Below are 25960 nucleotides of genomic sequence, written 5' to 3' on the forward strand. Positions count from 1 at the left end.
TAATCGGCGGCGCAAGAGAGCGTTGCCGGAGCCCGCGGCTCAGGGGCGGTGGCCGCGCGGGCGGCCCTGCGTGCTGTCGCGTTCGAGCAGATGGTGCGAGAGGGTGAGCGCCCGCGGCGGGGTGGAGCGGTCATCCATGCGCGACTCGAGCAGGCTGAGGGCCGCATCGGCGAAGGCGCGACGATCGAAGGCGATGGTCGTGAGCGAGGGCGACGTGTAGCGCGAGAACTCCACGTCGTCGAAGCCCGTGACGATCACGTCATCGGGCACGCGGATGCCGTGGTCGTGCAGTGCGTGCAGTGCGCCGAGCGCCAGTGAATCGGTGAACGCGACGATCGCATCGAAGGCCACGCCGCGGCGCAGCAGTGTCTGCACACCCTGGGCCCCGCCGGTCATCGACCAGGGCATCGGGTTGATCTCGAGCGCCGTATCGCGGGGTATGCCAGCCTCCCGAAGCGCATCGTGCACGCCATCGAGGCGCAGTCGGCCCGTCGCGGTCGCGACCGAGTCGTCGGCGTCGGCGCCGATCACGGCGATGCGGGTCGCCCCGCGCGAGAGCACATGACGGGTGACATCCGCCGCAGCCCGACGACTGTCGATGCGCACGTGGTCGGCCCGATTCTGCTCGACCTCGCCGAGCACGACGAGCGGCGGAAGGCGGTCGGCGTACTTCAGCACACTGTCTTCGAGGCGGATCGGGTTGAGGATGAGCCCGTCGACGAGATGCGCCCTGGCGCGGGAGACGAGTTCCTTCTCGCGCTCCGGGTCTGTCGCCGTCTCCTCGATCTGCACGGCCAGGCCACGTTCGTGTGCGGCGTCGACGATGCGGTGCATGAGCTCGGCCGAGAACGCGGTCGCGAGGTCGGGCAGGGCCACGGCGATGATGCCCGAACGCCCCTTGCGCAGCCCTCGGGCGTTGAGGTTCGGCACGAAGTCGAGCTGCGTCATCGCCGCCTCGACCCGGAGTCTGGTCTCCTCGCGCACCGCGATCGTGCCCGTGACGACGTTCGAGACGGTCTTCGGCGAGACGCCCGCGAGCGCGGCGACGTCCTTCATCGTCGCGCGCGGCGGTGGCATCGCTGTCATCCGGTCAGCCTATCCATCGCTTCGCCCGCGAGCCCACCGCATCGTCCTGTGTCCGCACCCGCTGACTACTATGGCCCGATGACCATCGAACGCAACTGGGCCGGCAACCTCACCTACCGTGCATCCGCCGTCGAGCACCCCGGCTCGATCGACGAGCTGAGGCACCTGCTCGCCCGGGGCGGAGCTGTGCGCATCCTCGGTTCGAGGCACTGCTTCAACGACATCGCCGACACGGACGGCGTGCTCATCGCCCTCGATCGGCTGCCCGTCGTGTTCGAGGTGAACGATGCGCGTGACGCGGTGCGCGTCTCGGGCGGGCTGCGCTACGGAGATCTCGCTCCGCGGCTCGACGCCGAGGGGCTCGCGCTCGCGAACCTCGCCTCGCTGCCCCACATCTCGATCGCCGGCGCGGTCGCCACCGGCACGCACGGGTCGGGCGACGCGATCGGTTCGCTCGCCTCGGCGGTGCGTGCGCTGACGATCATCACCCCGAGCGGCGAGACACGCACGCTCGCCCGCGGTGACGACGACTTCGACGGCGCAGTCGTCAGCCTGGGCGCGCTGGGTGCGGTGGTCGACCTCACGCTCGACGTCGAGCCGTCGTACGAGGTCGCCCAGCACGTGTTCGAGCAGCCGTCGTGGGATGCGATCCTCGCCGACTTCGACGAGGTGACGAGCATCGGCACGAGCGTCAGCATCTTCTCGCGCTGGGAGCACACCGACTTCGCCGATCAGATCTGGGTCAAGCAGCGCCAGCCGGAGGCGCGGGAGAACACCCGTGCCGACCTCTTCGCCCGACTCGGCGCAGAGCCGGCGACCGCCAAGCGGCATCCGATCATCGGGGTCGACCCCGTCGCGTGCACCGAACAGCTCGGCGAGCCCGGGCCGTGGTTCGAGCGCCTCGCGCACTTCAAGCTCGAGTTCACGCCGTCGGCCGGCGCCGAGATCCAGAGCGAGTACCTCGTGCCCCGGGCCGATGCGGTCGCCGCCATCCAGGCGGTTCGCACGCTCGCCGGTCAGATCGCGCCGCTGCTGCTCGTGAACGAGATCCGCACCGTCGCCCCCGACTACCTCTGGCTGAGCTCGTCACAGGGCACGGATGCCGTCGGCATCCACTTCACCTGGAAGCCCGACGAGGCTGCTGTGCGCGCGTTCCTGCCGACCCTCGAGGCGGCACTGCCCGAGACGGCCCGTCCGCACTGGGGCAAGGTGTTCACTCTCGATGCCGCAGAGGTGCGATCGCGCTACTCGCGATGGGGCGACTTCGCCGAGCTCGCGCGACGGTTCGACCCCGAACGCCGACTCGTGAACCCGTACCTCGAGCGGCTGGGCCTGTAGCAGGATCCATTGCACCACCCCGGTTGTTCTCGGTAACATTCTCCGAGGCCCGGCCGACGGAGGTGCGCATGGCGAACGTCGGCTCCGACAAGCCCAACATCCGTCAGGTGGCGACCATCGCCGGCGTCTCGCACATGACGGTGTCGCGTGTTCTCAACGATCATCCGAACATCAAGCCCGACACCAGGCGCCGAGTCCTCGAGGCGATCGAGGAGCTCGACTACCGCCCGAACCTCGTCGCCAGGGCGCTCGCCACCCAGCGCACCCGGCGCATCGGCGTGATCGTCGAGAGCGCGGTGGCGCACGGTCCGACCAGCATCCTGCGGGCCGTCGAGCTGTCGGCCCGTGCCACCGGATACTCGGTCACACCGATCGCGCTGCACGAGGGCGATGCGCTGTCTCCGCAGGAGGCGGTCGACCATCTCGTGACGCAGGGGGTCGATGCGCTGTGTGTGATCGCGCCCCGTTCGTCGTCGGTGGCTGCGCTGCGGCGCATCGCGATCACGGTGCCCATGCTCGTCGTCAAAGCCGACGCGGACCCGACCTTCCTCACCGTCTCGATCGACCAGCACGCCGGCACGACGTCGGTCGTCGATCACCTCGTGGCGCTCGGGCACCGCGACATCCTGCACCTCTCCGGCCCGCTGGACTGGCTCGACGCGCGAGCGAGGGAGCGCGCGTTCCATACGAGGGCCAAGTCGTGGGGCATCCGTGAGCGGCCGATCGTCGTCGGAGACTGGTCCGCCGACTTCGCCTACGACTTCGCGAAGGGCCTCACCAGGCTGCCGGACTACACGGCGATCTTCGCCGCGAACGACGACATGGCGATGGGGCTGATCCACGGTCTGCACGACAGGGGCTTCGAGGTGCCGAAGGACCTCAGCGTGGTGGGGTTCGACGACATCCCGCTCGCACGCCACTTCATCCCTCCGCTCACGACGGTGCGGCAGGACTTCGGGGCGCTGGGCGTCGCGGTGGTCGAGATGCTGCGCGCGGCGATCGAGGGCCGTGACATCCCGGCGCTCACCCGAATCCCGACCGAGCTCGTCGCTCGCGGCTCGTCGGCTGCACCCAGGGAGGTGCGATGACACCCGACCGTGGTCCCGAGCCGGTGGTGCGGCTCGAGGGCATCACGGTCGAGTTCCCCGGCGTGCGCGCACTCGACGGCGTCGACTTCCGCCTGTTCCCCGGTGAGGTGCATGCTGTGATGGGCGAGAACGCCGCGGGCAAGTCGACGCTCGTCGCGGTGATCACCGGCACGCTCCCTCCCGACGAGGGCGTGGTCTGCGTCGACGGCGAGCCGCGTCGCTTCTCGGGAGTCGCCGACAGCCGGGCAGCCGGCATCGCGACGGTGTTCCAGGAGGCGCAGCTGAGCCCCAACCTCAGCGTGGCGGAGAACGTGATGCTCGGGCGAGAGCGACGGGGCCGGTTCGGCATCGACTGGCGACGCACCAGAGCGGATGCCGCCGAGGCGCTGGCGAGACTGGGGCTCGACGACCTCGACCCGAAGACGCCGCTGTCGATGCTGACGCCGGCGCAGAAGCAGCTGGTCGCACTCGCTCGCGCGGTCGTCGACGACCCCCGGGTGCTGATCCTCGACGAACCCACCTCGAGCCTCGACGTCGCCGAGGTCGCCACTCTGATGCGGGTCATCCGGGGCCTGCGGCAACGGGGGGTCGCGATCCTGTTCATCTCGCACTTCCTCGAGCAGGCCTTCGCGATCAGCGACCGCATGACGGTCCTGCGGGGTGGGCGCCGCGTGGGCGAGTACGCGACGCGCGACCTCGACCGAGCCGATCTGATCTCGAAGATGCTCGGCAAGGACATCGACAGCTTGAGAGCACTCGGTTCCGAGCGCAAGGCTCACCACTACGCGTACGACGGAGAGCCGGCGATGCAGGCGTCCGGTGTCGGTCGACGCGGCGAGCTGGAGCGGATGGACGTCGAGATCCAGAGGGGTGAGATCGTGGGGCTCGCCGGCCTCCGCGGTTCCGGACGCACCGAACTCGCGTCGCTGCTCAGCGGTTCGGTGCGCACCGACAGCGGAGAGCTCTGGGTCGACGGGGAACGGGTGCAGCTGCGGAGTCCCTCGGCCGCACTGCGGCACCGCATCGCGCTGTCGGCTGAGAATCGGGGGACGCAGGGCATCATCGGCGAGCTCACGGCGCGCGAGAACATCATCCTGTCCTTGCAGGCGCTCCGCGGATGGACTCGTCCCCTCTCGCACGCCGAGTCGAGGGGGCTCGTGGAGACGTACGTCGAGGCGCTGCACCTCGACCCCGCGGACCTCGACCGTCCGGTCGGCCTCCTGTCGGGGGGAACCCAGCAGAAGGTGCTTCTCGCTCGGGCGCTGGCGGTGCGCCCCCATGTGCTGATCCTCGACGAGCCCACCCGAGGGATCGACATCGCGGCGAAGGTCGAGGTGCAACGCCGCATCAGTCAGCTCGCCGGAGACGGCGTCGCCGTCGTGTTCATCTCGTCCGAGCTCGAAGAGGTCGTGCGGCTGAGCGACCGCATCATCGTGCTGAAGGATCGCGAGAAGATCGGCGAGCTCAGCAACGGTCCGGGCGTGACCGTCGACACGGTGGTCGAGATGATCGCGGCCGAGCTGAGCCATGCCGCCGAACTGTGATCGGTAACAATCTCGGATAGGCCCGACAGCCCCGATTTGGTAACGACCTCTTGTGTTCCTGAAATTGTTCCCGGTAACATCGCCACAGGACATGCGAAGTCGCTGTCCTGCACTCACGACAGGACCAGGACTGGTCCGCCACCGCCGGAGTGACCACCGGCATCTCAAAGAGGAGAAACAATGTCCGCGAAGAAGCGCATCCGCGTCGCGTTCGGCCTGGCAGCAGTCGGCGCACTCACCATCGGCCTTGCGGCCTGCTCGACGGGCGACTCGGGCGGCGACGGGGGCGGTTCGGAGGAGATCACGACCGTCGGCTTCGTGGCCGTCGGTCCCGAAGGCGCCTGGCGCGAGGCGAACGAGTCGAACATCCAGGACACCTTCACGGAGGAAGCCGGATACGAGCTCAAGTACGCCCCCGCCACGAACCTCGACCAGAAGTCGCAGATCGACGCCTTCACGTCGTTCGTCGATGAGGGCGTCGACGTCATCCTGCTGTCGGCCACCGAGGCCTCCGGCTGGGAGGACTCGCTCAAGCGCGCGCAGGAGGCGGAGATCCCCGTCATCCTGCTCGACCGCGGTATCGAGCCCGACGACGACAGCCTCTACGTCACGCGCATCGCCCCCGACAATGTCGAGGTCGCCAAGGAGGTCGGCACCTGGGCTGCGGCCACGTTCCCCGACGGCGGCAACTACGTCGTGCTCGAGGGCCCGGCAGGCGTGGGCGTCGTGAACGAGCGCAACACGGGCTTCGACGAGGGCCTCGGCGACTCGTCGCTCACGAAGCTCGACGCGCAGACGGCGAACTGGTCTGCCGAAGAGGGCAAGAGCGTCTTCGAGACGATGCTGAAGTCATCGAACAACGACATCCAGCTCGTGTTCGCCCAGAACGACGAGATGGGTCTCGGTGCCGCTCAGGCCGCCGAGGAGGCCGGCCTCGTCGTCGGTGAGGACGTGAAGATCGCCACGATCGACGGCACGAAGAACGCCATGCAGGCGCTCGCCGACGGTCAGCTCAGCTACGTGCACGAGTACAACCCGCTGTTCGGTGAGACCGCGCTCGAGGTCGTCGAGAAGACCCTCGCGGGCGAAGAGGTCGACTCGTACATCGTCGTGCCCAGCGAGGCGTTCGACTCCGCCGAGGCGGCGCAGGCCGTGCTCGCCGACCGCAAGTACTGACCGAGCACCGAACCCGACGCCGGAGTGATCCGGCAGCGAGCCCGGGTGGGGCAGGAGCACTGCGCCACCCGGGCTCTGCGGACGGAGAGACAGCGATGAACGAAGCACTGCCCATCGTCGAGATGCGCGGGATCTCTATCGAGTTCCCGGGCGTGAAAGCCCTCGACGGAGTCGACTTCCGGCTGTTCCAGGGCGAGGTACACGCGCTCATGGGAGAGAACGGCGCCGGGAAGTCGACCCTGATCAAAGCACTGACCGGTGTCTACCGGATCGACTCCGGGTCGATCGTCGTCGCAGGGCAGGAGCGCAGCTTCGGCGGCGCCGGCGACGCGCAGGATGCCGGGATCTCCACGGTCTACCAGGAGGTCAATCTCGCCCCGAACCTCTCGATCGGCGAGAACGTGATGCTCGGACACGAGTCTCGCGGAGTCTTCGGCATCAACTGGACGGCCACGCACCGAGCGGCGACAGAGGCCCTCGAACGGCTCGGTCTCGGCCACCTCGACACCCGCAAGCCGCTGTCGACGCTCTCGATCGCGCTGCAGCAGCTCGTCGCCATCAGTCGCGCGATGGCGATCAAAGCCAAGGTGCTCATCCTCGACGAGCCGACCTCCAGCCTCGATGCCGCCGAGGTCGAGGGCCTGTTCACCGTGATCCGGGCTCTGCGCGACCAGGGGGTCGCGATCCTCTTCGTCTCGCACTTCCTCGATCAGGTCTACGCGATCAGCGACCGACTGACGGTGCTGCGCAACGGCCAGTACGAGGGCGAGTACCTCACCCGTGACCTCGACCGCCATGCCCTCATCTCGAAGATGATCGGCAAGGACTTCGACGCGCTCACGTCGCTCGGGGGCAACCGCCGCCGCGCACCGCGCGACGCCAACGAGAAGCCGCTGCTCGCGGCATCCGGAATCGCGCGACGAGGCGCAGTCGAGGCGACCGACCTCGACATCCGCCCCGGCGAGGTGATCGGCTTCGCCGGTCTGCTGGGCTCCGGGCGCACCGAGCTCGCCCGGCTGCTGTATGGAGCGGATCGCCCCGACGAGGGGACCATCGAACTGCACGGACGCCGGGTCGACCTCCGATCGCCGGCAGACGCGCTGCCTCGCCGAATCGCCTTCTCGACCGAGAACCGCCGTGATGAGGGGATCATCGGAGACCTGACCGTGCGCGAGAACATCATCCTCGCGGTGCAGGCGGAGCGCGGCTGGGCGCGGCCCATGAGCCGCAAAGAGCAGGATGCGATCGTCGACCGCTACATCGAGCAGTTCCACGTCCGCCCAGCCGACCCCGACCGGATGATCAAGAACCTCTCCGGCGGCAACCAGCAGAAGGTGCTGCTCGGGCGCTGGCTCGCCACGCAGCCCGAGCTGCTGATCCTCGACGAGCCGACCCGTGGCATCGACGTGGGTGCGAAGGCCGAGATCCAGGAGGCGGTGGCCGAGCTCGCCGAAGACGGCGTCGCCGTGGTGTTCATCTCGTCCGAGCTCGAAGAGGTCGTGCGTCTCTCCGAGCGGATCATCGTGCTGAAGGATCACCGCAAGATCGGAGAGATCCAGAACGGCCCCGATGTCACCGCGCAGGTGATCGTCGAGGTGATCGCCGCTCACGGAGTGGAGGCAGCGGCCGAGACGCTCGACGACACCGACGGCGCCGTGCCCGATAGCATCGCTCCCACGACCGACAAGGAGGCAGCGCGATGACCGCGTCAGCCGGCACCACCATCTGGCGGGATCTGATCCACAAGCCGTTCTTCTGGGGCATCATCGCGATCCTCGCGCTGCTCGCCCTGAACGTGATCAAGGACCCGACCTACCTCGCGCTCTCGATCAACCCCAACAACGGCAACCTCGTCGGCAACCTGATCGACATCCTGCGCCAGGCGGCGCCGATCATGATGATCGCTATCGGGATGTCCCTCGTGATCGCCACCGGCGGCATCGATCTCTCGGTCGGCTCGCTGATGGCCGTCGCCGGGGCCGTCTCGATGGAGTTCCTCAGCGCCGCGGGCGACTCGTTCGGTGCGGCGCTCGCCGCGGTCGGACTCGCGCTGGTCATCACCGGCATCCTCGGGGCGGTCAACGGTCTGCTCGTCGCCTATGTCGGGTTGCAGCCGTTCATCGCGACACTCGTGCTCATGCTCGCGGGCCGCGGCATCGCCAAGGTGATCACCGGCGGGCAGAACACCACCGCGTCGAACGATGCATTCCGGTGGATCGCGAACGGCTTCGTGATCGGCATCCCGGTGGTGTTCATCCTCGCCGTGCTCATCGTGATCGCCGTCGGCTGGGTCGTCAGGCGCAGTGCGCTGGGGCTCATGATCGAGGCGATCGGCATCAACCCCCGGGCCAGTCGCATGGCGGGCATCAAGCCGAAGGGCCTGCTGCTCACGGCGTACATCATGAGCGGCCTGCTCGCGGGAATCGCGGGGATCATGTCGGTCGGCAGCGTGATGACCGTCGACATCTCGCGCACCGGATACCAACTCGAGCTCGATGCGATCCTCGCGGTCGTCATCGGCGGCGCATCTCTGGCCGGCGGCAAGTTCTCGCTCAGCGGCGCGTTCGTCGGAGCGCTCCTCATCGCCACCCTCGACAAGACCGTGCTGTATCTCGGTGTCTCGTCGTCGGCGACCCCGGCGTTCAAGGCCATCGTCATCGTCGCTCTGTGCCTGCTGCAGTCGCAGCGGGTGCGCAGCTGGTTCCGCTCACGTCGCAAGGCTCGACCGGTCGAGCAGATCATCGCCAAGGAAGAGGTGTCCGCATGAGCATCGCGACCGCCACCCGCGCCCCGCAGGCGACCGAGACCGTCGTCGACCGCGTGCGCCGCATGATCACGGCGAACCCGTCCGTGCTGCCGACGATCGCCTCCGTCGTGATCTTCGTCGGCATGGTGATCTTCGGGGAGCTGGCCTACGGTCGCATCCTGCAGTTCAACACGCTGTCGAACCTGCTCATCAACAACGCGCACCTCATCGTGCTGGCCGTCGCGCTGACCTTCGTGATCCTCACCGGCGGCATCGACCTGTCGGTCGGCTCGATCATCGCCGTCTCGTCGGTCGCCGGGGTGATGCTCTCGAATGCCGGCTGGAACGCATTCGCCGTGATCGTCGCGATGATCGGCATCGGCATGCTCTTCGGCGTCGTCTCGGGGATCCTGATCAGGTACTTCGGTGTGCAACCGTTCATCGCGACGCTGGCGATGATGTTCCTCGGGCGCGGCCTCGCGTCGCTGCTCAGCACCAAGCCGGAGCGACTCGGCGAGGAGTCTCCGATCCGGTGGATCGGCACGCAGCTGAAGATCATCGACGGTCCCAAGGTCAATGACCTCGTGATCACCCCCGCGGTGCTCGTCGCCGTGATCGTCGTCGCGGCCGCCTTCTTCGTGCTGCACCGCACCCGCACGGGGCGCACGGTCTATGCGATCGGCGGCTCCGAGAGCTCCGCTCTGCTGATGGGGCTTCCCGTGCAGCGCACCAAGGTGCTCGTCTATGTGATCAGCGGTGGCCTCGCCGGTCTCGCGGCGGTGCTGTACACCGCACGACTCGGAACCGCGCAGAACATCACCGGCATCGGGTGGGAGCTCGACGCGATCGCCGCCGCGGTGATCGGCGGCACCGTGCTCACGGGTGCGTACGGCTATGTGCTCGGATCGGTCATCGGTGCGCTGGTGCTCGGGCTCATGAACGTGCTGATCACGCGCGACGGAGGCATCCCTCCCGAGATGACCACCATCATCACCGGCGGCATCCTGCTCGTCTTCGTACTGCTGCAGCGGGCGGTCACCCGAAAACGGGAGTAGTTTCACCGGCGACAGCGACGCGAAAGGCCCCTCTCCATCGAGAGGGGCCTTTCTCATCAGAAGACAGCATGTCTTCTGTGCTCAGGGAGAGAGCCGTCACACCGTCGGGATCCACACCCGCATGGTCGACGGACCGCGCCGAGCCCAGTCGTGATAGGCGATCAAGGGCGCCTCGACCGTCTCGCCGGTCTCGCGGTGGCGCACCGGCAGCACGACGGAACCGCGCTGCTCGATGGGCTCCCCGGCGACGACCACATCGCCGACATCGGCCCTGAGATCGATCGACTCGAGCGCCAGCACCTCGGGGCCGCGCTCGATCGCGACGCTGCCGCGCACGGCATCCACCATCGGATGCGGTGACGTGGCCCTCGCCACGATCGGCAAACTGAGCTCGACGACGTCGCCGGCGCGGTACGCGCGAGCGACCGCGACCGTTCCCCCAGGTGCAGGTGACTCCGTGATCTCGCCTCCGCTGTGCACCCGAACGACGGCGCCCTCGGCCCACGACGGCACGCGCAGCGCCAGCGTGAACTCGGCATCCTCATCGATCGTGATCCGCACGTCGCCCCCGGCGGGGTAGTTGGTCGACACGTCGAAAGCCACGATCCGCCCGTCGGGCAGAACGGTCCGCACCGACGACGGCGCGTACTGATGCAGCTGCACGCCGTCGTCATCCGCTGTGGCGACATATGCGGCGAGGCTCGCGAACGTGCGTGCCACGTTCGGCGGGCAGCACGACACCTCGAACCACGGGGCGCGCAGCGATGACGAGGCGCGCGGCGACGTGGCATCCGGATCCGCCGGCGTTCCCGGCGTGCGCTGATGCAGGGTGTTGGCGTAGAAGAACGAGCGGCCATCCGACCCCGGCGACGTCGCGACCACGTTGAACAGGGTGCGCTCGATCAGATCGGCGTACTGCGACTCGCCGGTCGCGAGCAGCAGCCGCCACGAGAACATGATCGAGCCGATGCCGGCGCAGGTCTCGGAGTAGGCGCGATCCGGCGGCAGCTCCCAGTCGTCTCCGAAGGCCTCGTCCTGATGGTGCGACCCCTGGCCGCCCGTGACATACGTGCGCCGTTCGACCGTGCGATCCCACTGCGACCGCAGCGAGGCGAGCAGCGCGTCGTCTGAGAGCTCCGCTGCGACATCGGCCGCCGCCGACGAGAGGTAGTTCGCCCGCACGGAGTGCCCGCGCAGTGCCTCCGCCTCACGCACAGACACGTCATCCTGGAAGTAGCTGCGGCCCCACTCGATCTCGCCCAGAGACCCCCGGCCATGCCGCTCGACGAACAGCGCCGCCTGGTCGATGTAACGCTGCTCGCCGAGAGCGCGCCCGAGTTCTGCGAGACCGACCTCGACCTCGGCGTGCCCGCAGATCGCGTCGCGCCCGTCCGGGCCGAACTCGAGGCACACGAGTTCCGCAGCGCGGCGCGCGATGTCGATCAGCCCGTCGTCGGCATCCGGCCTCGTTCGCACCCGAGCGACGGCCGCCTGGAACAGGTGTCCGAGGCAGTAGAGCTCGTGCCCCCACTGCAGCGCCGACCAGCGTTCGCCCTGTCCCTCACGCCCGAACATGGTGTTGAGGTACCCGTCGGGCTCCTGCGCGGCGGCGACACGGTCGACCACGCGGCGGAATCGCTGCTCGAGGTCGCCTTCGGCCGTGGCATCCGTCCGTCCGATCTCCCACGCCATCGCCTCGAGGAACTTGTAGATCTCGGAATCCGCGAACTCGCGCCCCCGGCGCCCCTCCGGCAGGGTGCCGGCGGCGGCGAGGTCGAAGTTCGGCAGCCACCCCTCGGACTCGAGGCGCGACTCGATGTGCGCGAGGGTGGCAGCGCCGTTCACAGTCTGGCGGTCACCCCAGAATCCTCCGGTGATGCGCACCTCGTCGAGGCCGAGAGGGCGCAGACGGCCGCGGGTGGGAACCACCGGCGCTGCCGGTGCAGTGGTGTCGAACATGGTCATCCCTTGAAAGCGCCGGACATGAAGCCGCGCACGTAGTGTCGTTGCAGGATCAGGAAGAGCAGGATGCAGGGGAGCGCCAGCACGACGACTCCCGCCTCGGTGGCGCCGTAGTCGACGACGCCCTGCACCTGCCCACGGAGGTTGGCGACCGCGAGCGGCAGCGTCATGCGGTTCGTGTCGTTGATGAGGATCAGCGGAGCCATGAAGTCGTTCCACGCCGTGAGGAACGCGAACAGCCCGACCGTGACGAGCCCGGGCTTGACCGCCGGGAGCAGCACCCGCCACAGGGCGCCCCAGCTGGAGCATCCGTCGACCATCGCGGCCTCGTCCATCTCGCGCGGGATCGACTCGAAAGAGATGCGCATCATGAACATCGAGAACGGCAGCTGGAACATCGTGATCACGAGCGCCACACCGACGAGCGAGTTCTGCAGGCCGACCGCGTTGAGGATCACGTAGAGGGGGATCAGCAGCGTCGCGTAGGGCACCATCAGGATCGCGAGGGTCAGCAGGAACAGCGCGTTCTTGCCGGGAAAAGAGAAGCGCGCGAACGCGTATCCGCCCAGCAGCGAGATGAACAGCGTGAGGGCCACGGTGAGCACCGAGACGAACAGCGAGTTGCCGAGGTAGACCCAGATGCCGGCCTGGTACTCGCCGAGCGCGGCGTAGTTGCCGAAGCCCCAGCCGTCGGTCTGACTGGTGCCGGCCAGCGGACTCACGGACGAGACGCCGGTCCAGATCAGGGGGTAGAGGAAGATCACCGCGAGGGCGGTCGTGAACACCCAGTAGGGGATGCCGAACACGACGCGGGCCGCCTTCGAGCGGTACCGGGGTGCGGTGGGCTGATGATTCGGGGCGACGATGGTGCGGGTCAATGTCTGTGACATGATTCTCAGCTCTCGGTTCGGTTCTCAGTCGTCTTCTGGGCGGCGGAACGCGCGCAGCTGGAAGACGTTGATGACGATGAGCGCGAGCAGCACGATCACCGAGAGGGCGCCGGCGATGCCGAGGCTGTTCTGCCCCTGGAAGGCGACGTTGTAGATCAGCTGCACGACGGTCATGGTGCTGTTGTCGGGTCCGCCTTTGGTGAGGATGTAGAACTGCTCGAACGCGAGCAGCGACCCCGTCACGCACATCACTGTGGTGAGGGCGAAGGTCGGCTTGAGCAGCGGCACCGTGATGTCGCGGAACGTCTGCCACCGGTTCGCTCCGTCGATGCGCGCCGCCTCGTACACGTCGTCGGGGATGCCCTGCAGGCCCACGAGCATCAGCAGCATGTAGAAGCCCGCATAGCGCCAGACGATCAGGAAGATCGTCGACCACAACGCGCCTTCGGGAGTGCCGAGGAACGTGATTCCCCACGACTTCATGAGGTCTGCGAAAGGTCCGGCGATCGGGGAGTACAGCACGTAGAAGAGCAGCGAGGCGGATGCCAGGCCGAGGGCGCTCGGGATCAGGAACGCCGTGCGCAGGAACCCCTTCCAGCGGGTCGACTCCTGCACGAGCAGGGCGAGGGCGAGTCCGAGGCCGATCAGGATCACGGTCGTGATGAGCGTGTAGAGCAGGGTGAAGCGGATCGAGTCCCAGAAGAGGCGGTGGGTGACGGCATCCGCGTAGTTCTCGGGGAAGTTGATGCCCTGATTTCCGCTCAGCAGAGGCCAGTCGGATGCCGACATCTGCACCACCAGCACCAGCGGCACGATGAAGAGCAGAGCGACGAAGATCGCCGTCGGGGCCGCGTACAGCCAGCCCTGCACCGGGCCGCCGAAGGCGGTGCGGCGTCTGCGGCGACGCAGCGGAGGTGCGGTCGAGGTCATCAGATTCTCTTTCGATCGGGGGACTGATGAGCGGATGCGGGGGCGGTGCGCGGCACCGCCCCCGCGATGGGTCACTGCGACAGGATCGCTGTGATCTCCTCGTTGTCGGCCGGCACCGAGTCGTCGCCGTTCAGCACCGCGTTGCGCACCAGCGTCAGCCACGGGCTGCCCGGGGCGTTGAAAGCCTGCTGGAAGTTCAGCGCCACCGGGGTGTCGCCCTGGGCGGCGACCTCGTTGATCGTGACCAGTCGCGGGTCGGCGGCGGCGTACTCGTTGTCGGCGAGGTCGCCGCGTGAGACGGCGTTGCCGTCCTTCGCGAGCACCTCGACCTGCGCCTCCTCCGACATCATCCAGTTGAGGAAGTTCCAGGCCTGCGCCGCCTTCTCAGAGTCCTTCGAGATGCCGATGCCGTCGCCGCCGACGAACGTCGAGGCGCCGCCGTCGACACCGGGGATGCCGGCGACTCCTGCGTCGAACTCCAGGGAGGGGAGCAGCGTCGCGGGGAACGGCATCACGCCGACCTTGCCCTCGCTGAACGCCGCGGTCCAGGTGGGGCCGGCCTCATCCGTCGAGCTGGGCAGGATCGCCCCGGCATCCTGCAGCTCGGCCCACGTGTCGTAGACGGCCTGGGCGGAGTCGCCGTCGAGCAGGGATTCGGTGCCGTCGTCGCTCATGACCTCGTCGCCCGATGCCCAGATCGAGGGGAACCAGGTGAAGACCAGGCAGCCTCCGCAGTTGAGGCCGGTCGCCGTTCCGTAGGTGTCCGGCTTGTTCAGCGCCTGCACGGCCATGGCCGCCTCGGCGAACTCCTCGAGTGTCGCGGGTGCCTTCTCGGGGTCGAGGCCCGCTTCGGCGAACAGCTCCTTGTTCCAGAAGAGCATCGAGAGGTCGAGGGCGAAGGGCAGCACATACTCCGCGCCGTCGACCGTGCCGGCCGACAGATGACCGGGGTTGATCTCGTCCTTGAAGTCGAGCGCATCGATCTGCTCGGACATGTCTTGGAACAGGCCCTGTTGAGCCCAGTTGGGCACGTAGACGATGTCGGCGGCGAACAGGTCGGGCAGACCGTCCGACCCTGCAGCGGCACCGACCTTGGCGACGTAGTCATCGTTGGGGACGACCGTCAGCTCGACCTGGTTCTCGTGGCTGTCGTTGTAGGCGTCGACGAGCAGCTTGGCCTGGCGCTCGATCGGAGCGCGGGTCCACAGCGTCAGCGTCGTGCCGTCGTCGGTGCCTTCGGCGGGGATCGGCTCGTTCGACGCCTCGTCGGCGGCGGGTGCGCAGGCGGCGAGACCGCCGACGAGCAGACCGGCCGCGATGACCGCGGCTGCGGCCCGGCGGGCGGCGTGGGTTCGAGTGGTGTTCATGGGCGGGGGCTCCTCTGGGCTCTTCCTCGAGCGGATGCGGTGTGGCGCTTCGACAGTGCAGCGCCGGGAGTGAGGTGGTGTGCGATCGGGAATCTCGAAATCTACGAAAACCCTTTCGAAAAGGTATAGCGTGGTTCTCGCAGGGCCGTCAACCCTTGTTCCGATAACCTTTCAGCAACAGGGAGTGGGATGACTGATACGAGTGGAACGCGGGCTGTGACCCTCGGTGACGTCGCCGCGCGTGCGGGGGTGTCGATCTCGACGGCCTCGAAGGCGCTGAACGATCGCGGTGACGTCTCGGCGGCGACACGGGTCAAGGTGCGGGCGATCGCCGACGAGCTGTCGTTCACGCCGAACGCCATGGCGCGCGGCCTGCTTGCAGGGCGCACGGGCACCGTCGGCCTGCTCACCAGCGACCTCGAGGGCCGCTTCATGCTGCCGATCCTGATGGGCGCTGAGGATGCCTTCGGCGCCGGTCGCATCAACGTCTTCCTGTGCGATGCGCGCGGCGACGCGATCCGTGAGCAGCATCATCTCCGTGAGCTCCTCAGCCGCCGGGTCGACGGCATCATCGTCGTCGGGCGGCAGACAGATCCGCGGCCCTCGCTCGGGCAGGAGATCCCCGTGCCGGTCGTCTACGCGTACGCGCCGTCCGACGACCCTCGCGACCTCTCACTGACTCCTGACAACTACGCGGGCGGACGGCTGGCGATCGAGCATCTGCTGGCGTGCGGGCGTCGGCGCATCGCACACATCTCGGGCGACCCGACGTATGCCGCAGCTCAAGACCGCCTCGCCGGGGCCAGGGCCGCCCTCGCCGAAGCCGGCCTCGAGCTCGTCGGCGAGCCGATGTTCTCGGAGTGGACGGAGCACTGGGGGCGCGACGCCGCGGCGATGCTGCTGAACCGGCATCCCGACATCGACGCCGTGTTCTGCGGCTCGGACCAGATCGCTCGCGGCGTGCTCGACTCGGCGCGGGATCTCGGCCGATCGGTGCCCGACGACCTTGCGGTGATCGGCTACGACAACTGGGAAGTGCTCGCGACGAACGCGCGACCCGAGCTCACCAGCATCGACGCCAACCTGCAGCAGCTGGGGCGTCAGGCGGCGCTTCGGGTGTTCGACGCGATCGACGGCATCGACATCGGCGAGGGGTCGCACCATCTGCCGGTGCGGCTCGTGATCCGCGGATCGACCATCGCCCGGCGCTGAGGCTCGCACGCCCGCGCCGGGGTGCGGTCAGGTCCTGCCGCGCCGTCCGTCAGCCGATGATGAGCTTGCGTTGCTCGTCAGTCAGGCCATCCAACCGCCCTCCCGGGAGAACGTCGGTGAGTTCCCCGGTTGCGCGCGATCCCAAGAACGGCCAGATCTGTTCGCCAGGGTCGGATGGGTTGGTGACGATGAACCCCTGGGGGCTCACGAGGGGCCATCGGGGTTTGCCTGCCGCCTCAGCGTCGCCTGTCTCGACTCGATACTCCTCGGACACCTGCAGCTGCTCTGGGGTCAACTCGTCGTCGAGATATGCCACCACGTTGAGGTCTCGGGGCAACGCATCGGCGACCTCTTGAGGCTCCGACGACGGAGAGATCACGGGAATGTAGACGATGTCCCCCGGCTGCAGCGATGTCTCGTCCTTCACAGTGACCTCGGTGACCTCGACTTCGGCGAGGAGGGCTGCACCGACGGGTGTTCCGGTGGCGGTGGTGACCTTGTCTCCCGCGAGCCAGCGGTGCACGGTACCGGTGACCACAGCCGCGGAGCGTTGGCCGAGGTCTGTCGTGTTCTGGAAGACGATGGTCGAGACAGCACTGATATCGAGAGACAGAAGGATCTCAGCGGCATCAGATCGTGTTGCTTCCTGCGCGACAGATACCGGTGCTGGGTGGGTTCCTGGCGCCGTCGCGCATGAGCTAAGTAGCAGTGCCAATGTCGGCACCAGCGTCAGGCTTACATGCGATCGCCGGCTGCGTTGTGCGTTCATGATCGGTCCTGTCTTCATCAATGCGCAGCGTTGATGTGATCAACGTGGTGCTGTGGATAGTAGAGGACTTGCGTCGATAGAGTGGAATTCATGCACCCTCCGACGCCGGTATCGTGATAAACCCCGACGGCGTGCCCAATCTCATGGCAGAGGACGTTCCGGCGCGCATTTGCCAGCTGCGTGCTGTTCCAACCCCATGTGCGCGACTGTAACCACGACGAACGGATGTTGAAGATCAGACTGGCCTGGTCGCAGCGCGCGACGCTCGGCATCCTCTTCGTGCAGATGTACATGCCCAGCACGTTATCGGGGAGCTCGACTTCACCGGTGACCCCGTTGCGGTGGGCGCCAAGGTCTGTCTGAGTTCCACACGGATTCATGTAAGTGTCATAGAGATCGGTCTGGTTGTCGAGGTTGGACATCGCTTCGCCGAACCTCTGCCCGATCGTAGGATCCCATGGTTCGACCGTGCAATAGTCCATGTTCGCGTCATCGGCTCGGCAGGGTACCTGTGTTGCGGGCCATTGATTGCAGCTCGCGGAATATGTATCGGCTTGTGCTGCCGCGTTATTGAATGGCACGAGCGCGATCACCGCAATCACGATCACCGCGAGAGAAATGCCTTTATGAACGAAACTACGTTGTTTCATGCGGTGAGACTACGGGCTGGCGGCCGATATGGTGGGATTCTATTACCGGCACCGGTTCGTTAGAAGCGACGAAGTTGTTGCTTGCCCAGCAGTCGGATCGACCATCGCTCGGCGCTGACGGGTTGCCGCGTCGTGCGGCTGGCCGGCTCAGGCGTGGTCGCGCCAGGAGTGCTGCGGGTCGAACCCCAGCACGCGGCGGGCCTTGTCGATCGACAGCAGCGTCTCGTTCGGTCCGAACTCGCGAGCGACCGGCACGTCGGGGAAGACCTCGGCGAGCAGCTCGGCGTTCGGCCGCGACATCACGGTGTCGGCGGCGGCGATGATGAAGTTGTCGAAGCCCGGGGCCGCGACCTCGAGCGCTCGCTGCACCGCCTGTGCACCGTCGCGGGCATCGATGTAGCCCCAGAGGTTCCACTTGCGGCGCAGGGCGTCGGCGTCGAAATCGGGGAACTCGGCATAGTCCTCGGGGTTCATGACGTTCGAGAACCGCAGGGCCGTGATCGAGAGGTCGGGGTGCCAGCGCACGAGCTCCCTCGCCAGCTGCTCCTCGAGCGTCTTGACCAGCGAGTACACCGATTCGGGGCGGGCGGGGTAGTCCTCGTCGACAGGTACGTAGGGCGGCGGCACGTCGAACGGCAGGCCGAGAACGGTCTCGCTCGACGCGTAGACGACGCGCCGGATGCCGAGGCGCACCGCCGCCCAGAACACGTTGAACGTGGCCGGCATGTTGTTGTGGAACGTGGCGACATCGCTGCGGATGCCGGGGGCCGGGATCGCGCCCAGATGCACCACGGCGTCGATGCCGTCGTGCCGGTCGCCGACGGCAGTGAAAGCATCCACCACCTGGCCGTAATCCGTGAGGTCGACCTGCACGAAGTCAGGTCCGCGGACTCCTGCGACGTCCATGCCGATGACCTCGTGGCCGTGGGCGCGGAGTTCCCGCGCGACGACGCTGCCGAGCTTGCCCGATGATCCCGTGAGTGCGATGCGCATGTCACCAGAGTGGCACGAAGAAGAGGCGCCGGGGCCGCTCGGCATACACTCGTCGGCGTGAGTGACACGAGCAGCGAGCCCCGCCGCACCGTCGGCGTGCGTGATGTCGCCGTGCTCGCCGGGGTCTCTCGGCAGACGGTGTCACGGGTGCTGAACGACCACCCCGAGGTCGCCGCCGAGACCCGTGAGCGCGTGCTCGCCGCGATGACCGAGCTCGGCTACCGCATGAACAACGCCGCCAGGGCGTTGGGCACGCGGCGCTCCCGCACTCTCGGGGTGCTGGCCACCGACGCGCTGCACTACGGACCCTCGCGTAGCGTCGCCGCGCTCGAGGCCGCAGCCCGCGAGGTCGGCTACTGGCTGAGTGCGGCATTCGCGGATGCCGGAGACGCCGACGCTGTCATCGCCGCGGTCGACCACCTCGTGATGCAGGGCGTCGAAGGCATCGTCGTCGTCGCCCCGCACGCCCACACCCTCGACGCGCTCGACGAGGTGCGCATCGGGGTGCCTGTCGTGACCCTGCATGCGGCCGACCGGGGAGCCCGCGGCCTCTCGGTCGACCAGGCGGCCGGAGCCAGGCTCGCCGTCGCGGCGCTCGCCGACGCGGGGCACACACGCATCGCGCACCTCGCAGGTCCGGCCGACTGGCTCGAAGCCGAGTCCCGCACGCAGGGATTCGCGGCCGAGCTGGCCGCCCGCGGACTCGCGGCCGGACCCGTGATCGAGGGCGACTGGACCGCGGGGTCGGGGTACGCGGCTGTCGAGGCCGTGCGGAAGTCGGGCGTGACGGCTGTGTTCGCGGCCAACGACCAGATGGCGCTCGGGCTGCTCGGCGGGCTGCATGAGGTCGGGCTCTCGGTGCCGGGCGACATCAGCGTGGTGGGCTTCGATGACACCCCGGATGCCGCCTACTACTGGCCCAAGCTGACGACCGTGCGACAGGACTTCTCCGAGCTGGCGCGCCGTGCGGTGGCGGCGGTGCTGGCGGACAGCGACGGAGCGCCGGCATCCGATCTCCCGCCCGTGGCGCCCGTGCTCGTGACCCGTGATTCGGCCGCCCCGCCCCGGGGGTGACCCGCGCTGCCCCGGGCGTGACCGCCCTGCGGTCGGCGTGCACCCGTGGCTCCCCGCGCTCGAGGCGTCGATCCTCCGAATCTGTGAAGCGCACCGCGTTCACAACTCAGGACGAACGGCTCCACCCCCGTGCAGAATCCGCGTGATTCCGGGCGGCCGATCGCGTTGCCGCCGTGCTCTTCCTGAATTGTGAACGGCCGACCACCGAGCCGCGTCCCTTGACCGCCCCCATGCCCCCGTGACACACTTCTGTGACCGGTCACAGTGACCACCGACGACCCCGAGGTATCCGTGAGCAACGAAGCCCCCGCTTTCTCTGACGAGAACGTCTTCTCCGCCGAGATCGACGCATCGATCCAGGCCGTCCGCGAGGACGTCGCCCGTCTGCACGCCGAACTCGTGCGCTACGGACTCGTCGTCTGGACCGGCGGCAACGTGTCGGGCCGCGTCCCCGGCGCCGACCTGTTCGTCATCAAACCCTCAGGCGTGAGCTACGACGACCTCACCCCCGAGAACATGATCCTGTGCGATCTCGACGGCGCCGTGATCCCCGGCACCGCCGGCAGCGACCGTTCGCCCTCGAGCGACACCGCCGCCCACGCCTACGTCTACCGCCACATGCCCGACGTCGGCGGGGTCGTGCACACGCACTCGACGTTCGCCGTCGCCTGGGCCGCGCGCGGCGAGGAGATCCCCTGCGTCATCACGGCCATGGCCGACGAGTTCGGCGGACCGATCCCGGTCGGCCCCTTCGCGATCATCGGCGACGACTCGATCGGCCGCGGCATCGTGCAGACCCTCGCCGGTCACCGCAGCCGGGCCGTGCTCATGCAGAACCACGGCCCCTTCACCATCGGGGTCGACGCGAAGGATGCCGTGAAGGCCGCCGTCATGGTCGAGGACGTCGCGCGCACCGTCCACTACGCCCGTGAGGCCGGCCCGCTGATCCCGATTCCGCAGGAGGCGATCGACAGCCTCTTCCACCGATACCAGAACGTCTACGGACAGAACTCGGACGCCCGACGATGAGCGACACGACCCGCACCACCGCGCACGACGACATCCTCGCCGCCCGCACGAGCCTCGGCATCGAGCTCGGCTCCACGCGCATCAAGGCCTGCCTGATCGGATCGGATGCCACCGAGGTGCTGGCAACCGGAGCCTTCGCGTGGGAGAACCGACTCGAGGACGGTCTGTGGACCTACTCGATCGACGACGTGTGGACGGGTCTGCAGGCCGCCTATGCCGCCCTGGTCGCCGACGCGCACGAACGCCACGGCGTGCGCCCCGAGACGTTCGGCGCGATCGGTATCTCGGCCATGATGCACGGCTACCTCGCGTTCGACGCGCAGGCTGAGCTGCTCACGCCCTTCCGCACCTGGCGCAACACCAACACGGGCGCCGCGGCGGCCGAGCTGACCGACCTGCTCGGCGTCAACATCCCGCTGCGCTGGTCGATCGCACACCTGCACCAGGCGGTGCTCGACGGCGAGGCGCACGTGCCGCAGCTCGACTTCGTCACCACCCTCGCCGGCTATGTGCATACGTGTCTGACGGGCGAGCGCGTACTCGGGGTGGGCGACGCCTCAGGCATGTTCCCGATCGACTCGGCCACCGGAGACTACGACGAGCGGATGCTGCAGGCGTACGACGCTCTCGCCGCCGACCGTCTTCCCGCGGCCGCACGAGACCTGCTCCCGACCGTGCTCCCGGCGGGCGCCGCCGCAGGATCCCTCACGGCGGAAGGCGCGCGGCTCCTCGACCCGACCGGCGCACTGCAGCCCGGCATCCCGCTGTGCCCGCCCGAGGGCGACGCGGGCACCGGCATGGTGGCGACCAACTCGGTGTCGCCGCGCACGGGAAACGTCTCGGCGGGAACGAGCATCTTCGCGATGGTCGTGCTCGAGCGACCGCTCGCCGAGGTGCATCACGAGCTCGACCTCGTGACGACTCCCGCGGGTGACGCCGTCGCCATGGTGCACTGCAACAACGGCGCGAGCGAGCTCGCCGCCTGGGCGGGGCTCTTCACCCGCTTCTCGGCAGCCGCGGGGCAGCCGCTGAGCGACGATGCCGTCTTCGACGCCCTGTTCCGCGAAGCACTCGACGGCGAGGCGGATGCCGGTGGACTGCTGGCGTACAACCACCTCGCCGGCGAGCCGATCGCGGGTCTCACCGAGGGGCGGCCGCTGTTCGTGCGCACGCCCGACAGCGCCTTCACTCTCGCGAACTTCATGCGCTCGCAGCTGTACGGCGTCTTCGGCACGCTCGCGCTCGGGATGCAGGTGCTCGCCGCCGAGGGTGTCGAACTCGACCGCATGTTCGCGCACGGGGGCATGTTCCGCACGGCCGGAGTCGCGCAGCGCTTCCTCGCGGGTGCGCTCGGCGCTCCGGTCGCGGTCGGCGAACTCGCCTCCGAGGGTGGCGCCTGGGGTATCGCGGTGCTCGCGTCGTACCTCGCGCACTCCGAGACGGCGTCGCTCGGCGAGTACCTCGAACGCGACGTCTTCGCCTCAGCATCCCTCGCGGTCGCCGACCCCGACCCTGCGGACGTCGCCGGCTTCGCCGCCTACCTCGACCGCTACCGCGCGGGCCTCGCCATCGAGGCCGCCGCCGTCGACTCGCTCTGACGCGTCGACAGGCTCAGCGACTCACCTTCTGAAAGGACTCTCATGACCCGCACCCCGCTCGCCACCTCGCTCGACGGCTACGAAGTCTGGTTCCTCACCGGCAGCCAGCACCTCTACGGCCCCGAGACGCTGGCGCAGGTCGCCGAGCAGTCGCAGCAGATCGCCCGCATGCTCGACGAGGCCGGCGAGGTTCCGGTGAAGATCGTCTGGAAGCCGGTGCTCACGGACGCCGCCGCCATCAAGCGCACCGCGCTCGAGGCCAACGCCGACGACCGGGTCATCGGGCTGATCGCGTGGATGCACACGTTCAGCCCCGCGAAGATGTGGATCGCCGGCCTCGACGCGCTGCAGAAGCCCCTCGCGCACCTGCACACGCAGGCGAACGTCGAGCTGCCCTGGGCCGACATCGACTTCGACTTCATGAACCTCAACCAGGCGGCCCATGGCGACCGCGAGTTCGGCTACATCCAGACCCGTCTGGGCGTGCCCCGCAAGACCGTCGTCGGTCACGCGAGCGATCCGCGAGTGCGTCAGGAGATCGCGACCTGGCAGCGTGCGGCCGCCGGCCTCGCGGCATCCCGCTCGCTCAAGCTCGCCCGCTTCGGTGACAACATGCGCTTCGTCGCCGTCACCGAGGGTGACAAGACCGAGGCCGAGCTGCGCTTCGGCGTGCAGGTCAACACGTGGGGCGTGAACGATCTGGCGGATGCCGTCGCCGCGGCATCCGACTCCGAGATCGACGCCCTCGTGGCCGAGTACGAAGAGCTGTACGAGGTCGTGCCCGAGCTGCGTCGCGGTGGCGAGCGCCACCAATCGCTGCGTGACGGCGCCGCGATCGAGATCGGTCTGCGGACGTTCCTAGAGGAGGGCGGCTTCGGCGCCTTCACCACATCCTTCGAAGACCTCGGTGCCCTGAAGCAGCTGCCGGGTCTCGCGGTGCAGCGCCTGATGGCCGAGGGCTACGGCTTCGGTGCCGAGGGCGACTGGAAGACCGCGATCCTCGTGCGCGTCGCCAACGTGATGGGTGCGGGTCTTCCCGGCGGCGCGAGCCTCATGGAGGACTACACCTACGACATGACCCCCGGCGACGAGCTGATCCTCGGGGCGCACATGCTCGAGGTCTCGCCGTCGCTCACCACCTCGAAGCCGACGCTCGAGATCCACCCGCTCGGCATCGGCGGCAAGGACGACCCGGTGCGCCTCGTCTTCACCGCCGACCCCGGCCCCGCGATCGTCGTGGCGCTCAGCGACATGCGCGACCGGTTCCGCCTCACCGCGAACGTCGTCGAGAACGTGCCGCCGCGGCAGTCGCTGCCGAAGCTGCCTGTCGGCCGCGCCGTGTGGAAGCCGCAGCCCGACTTCACCACCTCGGCCGCTGCGTGGCTGACCGCCGGCGCTGCGCACCACACCGTCATGTCGACCGCCGTCGGGCTCGAGGCCTTCCGTGACTTCGCCGAGATGGCCGAGGTCGAGCTGCTCGTGATCGACGACGCGACCACGCTCCCCGAGTTCCAGAAGCAGGTCCGTTGGAACCAGGCCTACTACCGACTCGCCCAGGGGCTGTGATGGTCGACGTCTCTTCGGCCGCCGTGGATCTCGCGACGGCGGCGCGACCGCGTTCCGGTCGTCAGCTGCGCATCGAGGGGCACGGCTATGAGGCTGTCATCGCGAGCGTCGGGGCATCGCTGCGCGTGCTCACGTTCGACGGGCGCGACCTGGTCGTGCCGTTCGACGCCGACGAGGTACGGCCCGGATACCGCGGCACCACCCTCGCGCCGTGGCCCAACCGCATCGTCGACGGGAAGTACACGTTCGGCGGCTCCGAGCACCAGCTGGCCCTCACCGAACCTGCCCGCGGCCAGGCACTGCACGGCCTGCTGGCGTGGGCCGAGTTCGAGGATCGCCTCGTGCTCGACGACCGCGTCGTGCTCGCCGCCGTGATCGAGCCGCAGACCGGGTACCCGTTCCGCGTCGAGGTCGAGGTCGAGTACCGCATCGACGTCGACGGGCTGCGTCAGACCGTCACGGCGCACAATCTCGGCGCGGATGCTGCGCCCTGGGGCACCGGACCGCATCCGTATCTCGTCGCAGGCCCCGGCCGGGTGGACGACTGGACACTGACCCTGCCGGCATCCGAGGTGCTGACCGTCACGCCCGACCGGCTGAGTCCTGTCGGTCTCGAGGCCGTGTCGGCGCATCCGGAGTGGGACTTCCGCGCTGCGCGCCCGATCGGCGACGTGTTCATCGATCACGCGTTCACGGGCCTTGCTCGCACCGACGGCGTCGCCGAGGTGCGCCTGGTGACGGATGCCGGAACCGGCGTCGCGATCACGTTCGACGAGCGCTGCCCGTGGGTGCAGGTGCACACGGCCGACAACCCGGGGATCGATGCGATCCATCGGATCGGTCTCGCGGTCGAGCCCATGACCTGCCCGCCCGACGCGTTCAACTCGGCGACCGATCTGGTCGTTCTCGAGCCGGGGGCGACGCACGCCGCGTCCTGGAGGATCGCCGCCGTCTGAGGCGCTCGTGCCCGGCGCGCCGTGGCTCCGCAGAGCCGTGCGGGGTCGATTCCGCATCCGACGGGCGATGCGGGGTCAGTTCCGCACCGGAATCGGACGTTTCCGGTGCGGAACTGACCCCGCGAGGGTGTGGCCCGTGTGAGCCGCGGATGCCGCAGCCCACCCGGACCGCAGACGAGCCGAGCCTCAGCGGTTGAGCCAGCGACGCAGCGACCGCGTCACGAGCGGCAGCACCCAGTAGGTCATGATCGGGGTCAGCACGACGGTCGTGGCGAGTACGCGCAGCCAGATCGGCAGCTCGTTCCAGCCCGGGATCGGACTCATCGCATAGGTGAAGACGAGGTTGAGGGGGAAGAACCCGAGCCAGATCGACACTGCCTGCTTCCACCGAGGGGGAGTGCTGACCATCGCGACGGTGGTCGTCGTGCCGTCCGCCCGGGGGAGAGTGATGGTGTCGGTGGTCGGCTCATCGAACCAGCCCTCGATGCCGCTGCGGCGCCGCACGCGCTCGCTGCGCACGAACTGCTCGCCGGTCGACTTCCACCACTCGCGCTCGCCAGACTGCTCCCAGGCGACGAGAGACTTCTCGTCGGAGAACCGGTAGAGCATGTGCCAGACGTGCGAGTCCTCGCCGTCGCGCACCCATCCGGATCCGAGGAACCCCGGGTACCGGTGGGCGAGATTCACGCCGGTCTGCACCCAGGCAGTGGCCTCGGCCACATGCTCGGGATCGAGCTCGCGGCGGATGGAGACGGTGATGGGTTCGCTGGACATGGTGGGTCCTCGGAGAGTGCGGTCGCCCGGGTCGCGGGCGCCTCGACGGTGGGGGGATGCGCCAGGGTGCGGGCGCACCATCGATTGTATTTCGGATGCCGGGGCCCGCCCCCCGTTTTCGCGGCGCGCGAAGACGGCATCCGCCATCGATGTCGGC

General features: G+C 68.4%; 22 protein-coding genes. 13 read left to right on the forward strand and 9 right to left on the reverse strand.

Going from position 1 to position 25960, the window contains the following annotated elements; translation table 11 throughout:
• Window positions 1-39: 39 nt before the first annotated feature.
• On the reverse strand, window positions 40-1086 hold the full coding sequence (locus QMA07_RS10975; protein ID WP_290161781.1) for a LacI family DNA-binding transcriptional regulator: 1047 nt from the start codon (window positions 1084-1086) through the stop codon (window positions 40-42).
• Between the two features lie 78 nt (window positions 1087-1164).
• Here QMA07_RS10975 and QMA07_RS10980 point away from each other — a divergent pair, with 78 nt between their 5' ends.
• The 7 genes from QMA07_RS10980 (at window position 1165) to QMA07_RS11010 (ending at window position 10033) form a co-directional block, all read left to right on the forward strand.
• Window positions 1165-2424 carry an FAD-binding protein gene (locus QMA07_RS10980; protein WP_290161782.1) on the forward strand — a complete coding sequence of 420 codons (1260 nt, stop codon included), beginning with the start codon at window positions 1165-1167 and terminating at the stop codon, window positions 2422-2424.
• Window positions 2425-2492: 68 nt separating this feature from the next.
• Window positions 2493-3512 (forward strand): LacI family DNA-binding transcriptional regulator, encoded by a 1020-nt coding sequence (locus QMA07_RS10985; RefSeq protein ID WP_290161783.1) that lies wholly within the window; start codon window positions 2493-2495, stop codon window positions 3510-3512.
• A complete protein-coding gene (locus QMA07_RS10990; RefSeq protein ID WP_290161785.1) occupies window positions 3509-5056 on the forward strand; it encodes a sugar ABC transporter ATP-binding protein in 1548 nt (515 codons plus the stop codon). The genes QMA07_RS10985 and QMA07_RS10990 overlap by 4 nt, the downstream gene beginning before the upstream one ends.
• Before the next feature lie 180 nt (window positions 5057-5236).
• Window positions 5237-6232: a substrate-binding domain-containing protein gene (locus QMA07_RS10995; protein WP_290161786.1), complete on the forward strand. Its 996-nt coding sequence runs from the start codon at window positions 5237-5239 to the stop codon at window positions 6230-6232.
• Window positions 6233-6327: 95 nt separating this feature from the next.
• On the forward strand, window positions 6328-7935 hold the full coding sequence (locus QMA07_RS11000) for a sugar ABC transporter ATP-binding protein (protein ID WP_290161788.1): 1608 nt from the start codon (window positions 6328-6330) through the stop codon (window positions 7933-7935).
• On the forward strand, window positions 7932-8999 hold the full coding sequence (locus QMA07_RS11005; RefSeq protein WP_290161789.1) for an ABC transporter permease: 1068 nt from the start codon (window positions 7932-7934) through the stop codon (window positions 8997-8999). Before QMA07_RS11000 ends, QMA07_RS11005 begins: the two co-directional genes overlap by 4 nt.
• Window positions 8996-10033, forward strand: a complete 1038-nt coding sequence (locus QMA07_RS11010) for a sugar ABC transporter permease (RefSeq protein ID WP_290161791.1) — start codon at window positions 8996-8998, stop codon at window positions 10031-10033. Before QMA07_RS11005 ends, QMA07_RS11010 begins: the two co-directional genes overlap by 4 nt.
• Window positions 10034-10129: 96 nt before the next feature.
• Here the strand turns inward: QMA07_RS11010 and QMA07_RS11015 are convergent, their stop codons facing one another.
• From QMA07_RS11015 to QMA07_RS11030, 4 genes are all read right to left on the reverse strand, one after another.
• The gene (locus tag QMA07_RS11015) at window positions 10130-11992 is read right to left on the reverse strand and encodes a beta-L-arabinofuranosidase domain-containing protein (RefSeq protein ID WP_290161793.1); all 1863 of its coding nucleotides are present in this window, start codon (window positions 11990-11992) and stop codon (window positions 10130-10132) included.
• 2 nt (window positions 11993-11994) lie between these two features.
• Window positions 11995-12885 (reverse strand): carbohydrate ABC transporter permease, encoded by an 891-nt coding sequence (locus QMA07_RS11020; RefSeq protein WP_290161794.1) that lies wholly within the window; start codon window positions 12883-12885, stop codon window positions 11995-11997.
• Between the two features lie 24 nt (window positions 12886-12909).
• Complete coding sequence (locus QMA07_RS11025) at window positions 12910-13815, reverse strand: sugar ABC transporter permease (RefSeq protein ID WP_290161796.1); 906 nt, start codon at window positions 13813-13815, stop codon at window positions 12910-12912.
• Window positions 13816-13886: 71 nt separating this feature from the next.
• Window positions 13887-15182 (reverse strand): sugar ABC transporter substrate-binding protein, encoded by a 1296-nt coding sequence (locus QMA07_RS11030; protein WP_290161798.1) that lies wholly within the window; start codon window positions 15180-15182, stop codon window positions 13887-13889.
• 189 nt (window positions 15183-15371) lie between these two features.
• On the opposite strand from QMA07_RS11030, the gene QMA07_RS11035 reads away from it, so the two are divergent.
• Window positions 15372-16394 carry a LacI family DNA-binding transcriptional regulator gene (locus QMA07_RS11035; RefSeq protein ID WP_290161800.1) on the forward strand — a complete coding sequence of 341 codons (1023 nt, stop codon included), beginning with the start codon at window positions 15372-15374 and terminating at the stop codon, window positions 16392-16394.
• Between the two features lie 49 nt (window positions 16395-16443).
• On the opposite strand, the gene QMA07_RS11040 is transcribed toward QMA07_RS11035, so the two are convergent.
• The 3 genes from QMA07_RS11040 to QMA07_RS11050 form a co-directional block, all read right to left on the reverse strand.
• A complete protein-coding gene (locus tag QMA07_RS11040) occupies window positions 16444-17163 on the reverse strand; it encodes a hypothetical protein (RefSeq protein ID WP_290161802.1) in 720 nt (239 codons plus the stop codon).
• Window positions 17164-17180: 17 nt separating this feature from the next.
• Window positions 17181-17813 carry a hypothetical protein gene (locus QMA07_RS11045; RefSeq protein ID WP_290161805.1) on the reverse strand — a complete coding sequence of 211 codons (633 nt, stop codon included), beginning with the start codon at window positions 17811-17813 and terminating at the stop codon, window positions 17181-17183.
• 147 nt (window positions 17814-17960) lie between these two features.
• Window positions 17961-18806, reverse strand: coding sequence for an NAD(P)-dependent oxidoreductase (locus QMA07_RS11050; protein WP_290161807.1), 846 nt, complete (start codon window positions 18804-18806; stop codon window positions 17961-17963).
• A 57-nt stretch (window positions 18807-18863) separates the two neighbouring features.
• Here QMA07_RS11050 and QMA07_RS11055 point away from each other — a divergent pair, with 57 nt between their 5' ends.
• The 5 genes from QMA07_RS11055 to QMA07_RS11075 all read left to right on the forward strand — a co-directional run bounded on the left by QMA07_RS11055 (window position 18864) and on the right by QMA07_RS11075 (window position 25029).
• Window positions 18864-19880, forward strand: coding sequence for a LacI family DNA-binding transcriptional regulator (locus QMA07_RS11055; protein ID WP_290161809.1), 1017 nt, complete (start codon window positions 18864-18866; stop codon window positions 19878-19880).
• 342 nt (window positions 19881-20222) lie between these two features.
• Window positions 20223-20909, forward strand: coding sequence for an L-ribulose-5-phosphate 4-epimerase (locus QMA07_RS11060; protein ID WP_290161882.1), 687 nt, complete (start codon window positions 20223-20225; stop codon window positions 20907-20909).
• Window positions 20906-22507 (forward strand): FGGY-family carbohydrate kinase, encoded by a 1602-nt coding sequence (locus QMA07_RS11065; RefSeq protein WP_290161811.1) that lies wholly within the window; start codon window positions 20906-20908, stop codon window positions 22505-22507. The genes QMA07_RS11060 and QMA07_RS11065 overlap by 4 nt, the downstream gene beginning before the upstream one ends.
• Window positions 22508-22549: 42 nt before the next feature.
• The gene (gene araA / locus QMA07_RS11070) at window positions 22550-24073 is read left to right on the forward strand and encodes an L-arabinose isomerase (protein ID WP_290161813.1); all 1524 of its coding nucleotides are present in this window, start codon (window positions 22550-22552) and stop codon (window positions 24071-24073) included.
• Window positions 24073-25029: an aldose 1-epimerase family protein gene (locus tag QMA07_RS11075; protein ID WP_290161815.1), complete on the forward strand. Its 957-nt coding sequence runs from the start codon at window positions 24073-24075 to the stop codon at window positions 25027-25029. The genes araA and QMA07_RS11075 overlap by 1 nt, the downstream gene beginning before the upstream one ends.
• A 186-nt stretch (window positions 25030-25215) precedes the next feature.
• Here QMA07_RS11075 and QMA07_RS11080 read toward each other — a convergent pair whose 3' ends face one another.
• Window positions 25216-25803, reverse strand: coding sequence for an antibiotic biosynthesis monooxygenase (locus tag QMA07_RS11080; protein WP_290161817.1), 588 nt, complete (start codon window positions 25801-25803; stop codon window positions 25216-25218).
• Between the last annotated feature and the right edge of the window lie 157 nt (window positions 25804-25960).

Origin of the sequence: Microbacterium sp. APC 3901 (assembly GCF_030407765.1) — a bacterium.
GTDB lineage: Bacteria > Actinomycetota > Actinomycetes > Actinomycetales > Microbacteriaceae > Microbacterium.